The organism is Roseburia sp. AF42-8 (genome assembly GCF_003435965.1).
In the GTDB taxonomy this organism is placed as follows: domain Bacteria; phylum Bacillota; class Clostridia; order Lachnospirales; family Lachnospiraceae; genus Roseburia_C; species Roseburia_C amylophila.
This window is the reverse complement of the sequence record NZ_QTVB01000084.1, coordinates 1-4735: the sequence shown is the minus strand read 5'-3', so window position 1 is coordinate 4735 and position 4735 is coordinate 1. Positions and strand designations below refer to the sequence as shown.

The following is a 4735-nucleotide window of genomic DNA, read 5'->3' as shown; positions in this document are numbered from 1 at the left end:
CTGTCCCGTCCCACACAAGGGTATTGAGATAGTCCCGGATGGGATGGTACTTGTTTTCATTCGCCACAATCCCGATGGCGTTATCAATCTTTTTCTCATTGGTAAGCCCATAGGTTTCTTCCAGATAAAGAAGCAGATACTTCATGTCCGTATCGTTCAGGCGGTGCCTTCCCTGTGAAAACCGATGGGCTTTATGATGTCCTTGCGGTCGGTCAGAATGTTGTATGCAATAGCCCCGGAAAGTAGCGGGTCACGCTGGAATACGGTCAGGCAATTCCGTATGCTCTGACGGACACCGCCTTTCTCGGTAGTTTCCAGCCCCGCCTTGATTTCCTCAATGCTCTGGGGCGGCTGCATGGCGTTCATGGTGTTTTTTAGTTCTTGCTGCGTCTGCGGCTGCAAGCTCTGCCATTCGCTGTTCAAGCTGTATCACATCCTTTCCGTAGTCCGTAATCAAAGCCGCTTTTTCCTCTGTTTCCCCGAACAGCAGCACATCCAGCAGATATTCCACTTGGTCTTGCTTCTGTAAGGCTTCCACAAACCGGGGATGAAAGATTTCCTCCGGGGAGTGCGGGGCGTAGTCCTTTCTCCATGCCATAAGCAAGTGAAGATAATCGGCAAGGATACGGAAGCAGCGGTTCTTTGCTTCCTGAAACTGTTCCTCCGGGGATTTCTGCCGGGGCTTGGGCTTTTTTGCCTTTCCCGGCGGTTTCCAGTCCTCATAGGAAAGCCCGAAGTCCTGTGCCAGTTGTACGGCAGCTTCTTTCTTTCCCAGCCCATACAGGGCGGCGGTAAAATCAATCACATCCCCATCCGCACCGCAGCCGAAGCAGTGGTAACGCCGATCCAGCTTCATACTTGGGGTTTTATCATGATGGAACGGGCAGCAAGCCATCCCGTTCGACCTACATGGATTCCATAATGCTCCGCAGCCTGTCTTGTTGTGACGGACTGCTTCACAGCTTCAAATACATTCAAATCTGTCCCTCCTTGAAAATAAGAAAAGCACCTGACATTCTCTGATTGAAAATGGCAAGTGCCTGTTAAAGTTCCATATCCTGTTGTTTGTGTTTCGTCTGTGCCGGGACAGTTCTTTGTGCTTTTTTCTCGTCTGCCTTATCCTGCAAGACTTCTTTGATGGGCTGCTTCTTGGGCGGCTCTTTGCTTTCTTCTGTGCCGGGGGTGGCTTTCCGTACCCAGTAGCGGATGTCCCGCAGCTTCTTCAAATCCTCCTGTACCTCGGTCAGTGGTACTTTCAGCTCTGCGATTTCTTCCAGAAGTTTTTCCTGCTCCTCTTGCAGCTCCTTTTGGGTACTGTCCTTATCGTCTGGGTGCTTGGCAAGGTAGGCGGCGGCTTTCGCATACCGGGCAACCTCCGGGTGTTCCTGTTTGAATTTCTCCTTTGTTTTCTTAAAAAATATCTTCTGGTACTTCTCATAGACAGGCTTACATTCCTTGCAGGCTGTCTGGCTGGCAAGAATCCCGTCAATCACTTTGCTGCGGGCTTCCTTTGGCTTCATCTGATTGCGGTAATCTGCGGCTGATTTCCCGGAAGATTCCAGAAATGCTTCTAAGTCCTCCACAGTGGAAAGCCCCTTTTGCCGAAGATAGGACAGGGCTTCGCTGACTGCCTTTAAGTCCTGTGAAGTCCCCCGGTTCTGTCCAGCCCTTGTCCAGTCCTTCCGTTCTTCCTTTCGTATCTCCATGTACTTCATCAGCAGATTGGGAAGAAGTGTCGCTTCCTCCGCCGCCTTTTGTGCAAGCAGCTCTTTCCGTTTTTCTCCCAGCTCGGTAATCCAGCCTTTGAGGTTTTGGATAAGCTGCCGGATGGACTTCATCAGACTGTTGGCGGCTCTGATTTCCCGGTTCAGGTTTCCGATATTCGTCTGGATACCACGCTTTTCCATCTGCCGGACAGCAGCCCCCTCATGGACAGTGGGGACAATATCAAGCCCCTGTCTGGCATAGGAACGCAAGTCCACACGCTCCGGACGGTCATTGGCTTCCAGATAGCGGTTCTGGATGACCTCCCATTCATGCCGCCAGATTTCGCAATACTTCTGGTCGTTCCAATCCACCGTATCCTCCTTGTGGCTTTTCCATCTGCCGGACGGAAGTTTTATCCGTTCCCCGTTTTCGTCAAGGTCATAAACCTTGCGGCTCTTGGGAAGCCATTTTCCATGTTCGTCCATTGCCCTCATAGTGAGCATGACATGGGCGTGGGGATTGTGTCCCGGCGGATGGGGGTCATGGATGGCAAAGTCAGCAATCATGCCTTTGGAAACAAACTGCTTCTGGCAAAACTCCCGGACAAGGACAGCATACTGGTCGGGCGGTATCTCTCTGGGGATCGTAAGCACCCACCGCCTTGCAAGCTGGGAGTTCCATTGTTTTTCCACCGCTTCGGCGGCGTTCCACAAAGTATTGCGGTCTGCATATTCCTGTGGGGCATTAGGTGGGAGCAGGATTTCATTGTGGACGATACCACGCTTTTCCGGGTAGTGCTTCACTTGCTGGTCATATTCACAGAACAGTTTTTCGCCACTCTGGTAAGCAGCGGCGGCAACCGCAGACTGCCGCTGACTGCGCTGAACAATCGTGATTTCGTTGTGTGGACAGGGCATTTCGTGTCCCTCCTTTCGCTAATTGGTGGACGGGGTGGCGTTTTACCACCTCATTTTGGGCAGAAAAAAAGCAGGAAACCTTTCTTTCAGATTTCCTGCTCGGTGTGCCGCTGTGTGGGCGGCGGGTATTTAGTTGTAAAAGTTCGGGACAAGTTGACCCGATGTGAAGCTGACGAACTGGAATTTATTTGTTGTTATTTTCTATCAATCCCCAAAACATCATAGTATTCATCACTATACTCAATGCCACTATTGTCAAAGCGAGATTGCAGTTCTTTTACATAGTCATAAGGGTTATCAATAGGGGAAATTTCTAATTCTGTTTCAAGATAACTTAATGTCGCTTTCTGTTCCTCTGTGCGGATTGCTTCTTCCTCTTTGAGGTGTTTTTCAAATTTGTCTTTGTCCATCCAAATAATCTGCTCAATAGGATTAGTAGAACCACAAGCAAGAATAAGTCTCATAAAATCCTCAAAGGTTCTTGCCAGTGGATAAACAAAAACATCTGCACAAGTATCAGGATTGCAGGCAAAAACCATTTCCCCATACGGCTCAATAAAGCAATACATAATACTTCCTTCAAAACCTATTGCCTTTGCATTGGTCGGATAGCAGAAGTAAGAATAAATATCTTCAACTTGTTCAAGACAAATCAAAGAGCCATTTATATTCAGTTCTTTGTATTGGTCAAAAAGTGTTTCCATTTTATCACACTCCTTTACAACTTCTAATTTTTCAGTTCTACAAGTTGGAAGTTGTCGCTATGAAATTTCTTTTTCATCATCTCTTGGTGGTCGGACATAACATAACATTTCTTTTTCACAAGCACCAAATTTTGAGAAATTGGATTTCGCTTCTTTTAGCGTTATTCCATGATTAGAGTCGCTTGGTTCGTTATCAGAAGCAATGAACGGGTCATTCTCCCAAAAACAAACGGGGCAAATATACCCACAATCTTCATTTGCCGGAACATTATAGGTAAAATATCCGCAGCAAGGACATTGGTATTTTTTCATATAAACCTCACGTTTAAGCCTTGACCTCAAATTCCTGATTTATTTCTGACTTTATTATACTTCATCGATTATCGAAAAGATAGCATATTTTATGAAACTTGTCGGCTGGGAACAGCTTGCACCGCAAGGTGTCCCCAACAGGCAAGTCCACAAAAGGGTAGCTGGCTGCAGCCAGCGCAGGGGAAGTGTAGCGTCCCCTGTTTGATTTGGAGCAGACCATGACTGCGGAAAATCACAGCTCTCCGGCGAGGAGCCTTCGGAGAACGCAATGCACCAACCTCTGGGTGGTGTATAATTGCGCCCTTAGTAAACTAAGGGGTTTCCGGCTTCTTCCGTTCCAGCAGTTTTTTCAATAGTTCCTGCGTGTCCTGTCTGTGAAAAATGAGTTTCAACAACAGCATGATATCATCATCTGTCAGGCGTTCCGGCTCTTGCAGAAAACTTTCCAGCATACCGCCACGAGTACAGAGCCGGTGCGTCCGTTCCTTTCGGGTAAGCTGCTTTAACTGGTGCTGCAATGCCTTTTCATCATTGATGGCTTTCCGCAGTTTCTTTTCGCTTTTCTCCAGCTCCCGGTTGAGCTTTTCCAGCTTCGAGGTATCAGGCAAGGGCAGCGTCCTCCTTTCCCGGTATCAGCACATAAATCCTATTCGGTTCTCCCACGCCCTGACGCACCCGCATGATAAGTCCGGCGTTTTCCAGTTCATTCAGAGAACGCTTGACCGTCATGGGACTGCGGGACAGGACTGCGGCAATGGCTGTGATGGGGAAGCAGACAAACAGGATTCCGTTCTCGTCCTCCTGCTCTTTGGATAGCATAGCGTCCAGCATCCGGCAGTACATGACCTTTGCGGTGCTGCTGACTGGAAATCCTGTCAACGCTCTGGGAAATGGCATACAGGGCGGCAATGGTGTGTCTATCGTCATAAATTCAAAATTCATTCGGTGTGTTCCTCCTTTTTCTTTGATCGTTTGGATAAATAACGGGGGCAGTCAATCACAACCGCCCGGAAGCTCTGCTTGCACCCATGCTGGCATTTCCGGCATAATTCGTTGTAAGTGACACGCCCCCGGTCATTGAGGTAAAAGGAAAGC

Annotated in this window: 5 protein-coding genes and 2 pseudogenes; all 7 read right to left on the bottom strand. The window is 48.4% G+C overall.

Going from position 1 to position 4735, the window contains the following annotated elements; genetic code table 11:
• Positions 1-366, bottom strand: a pseudogene (locus DW059_RS14925) (virulence-associated E family protein); the annotation flags it as partial.
• Positions 335-978, bottom strand: a pseudogene (locus DW059_RS14920) (CHC2 zinc finger domain-containing protein). The pseudogenes DW059_RS14920 and DW059_RS14925, both read right to left, overlap by 32 nt.
• Before the next feature lie 65 nt (positions 979-1043).
• Complete coding sequence (gene mobQ / locus DW059_RS14915; RefSeq protein WP_006873178.1) at positions 1044-2624, bottom strand: MobQ family relaxase; 1581 nt, start codon at positions 2622-2624, stop codon at positions 1044-1046.
• Between the two features lie 194 nt (positions 2625-2818).
• Positions 2819-3328, bottom strand: coding sequence for a hypothetical protein (locus tag DW059_RS14905; RefSeq protein WP_006873177.1), 510 nt, complete (start codon positions 3326-3328; stop codon positions 2819-2821).
• Between the two features lie 57 nt (positions 3329-3385).
• Positions 3386-3640, bottom strand: coding sequence for a CPCC family cysteine-rich protein (locus tag DW059_RS14900; protein WP_006575072.1), 255 nt, complete (start codon positions 3638-3640; stop codon positions 3386-3388).
• Positions 3641-3951: 311 nt separating this feature from the next.
• Positions 3952-4248 (bottom strand): DUF3847 domain-containing protein, encoded by a 297-nt coding sequence (locus DW059_RS14895; protein ID WP_117699312.1) that lies wholly within the window; start codon positions 4246-4248, stop codon positions 3952-3954.
• Entirely contained in the window at positions 4241-4582 is a 342-nt protein-coding gene (locus DW059_RS14890) for a DeoR family transcriptional regulator (protein WP_117699311.1), read from the bottom strand. Before DW059_RS14890 ends, DW059_RS14895 begins: the two co-directional genes overlap by 8 nt.
• Between the last annotated feature and the right edge of the window lie 153 nt (positions 4583-4735).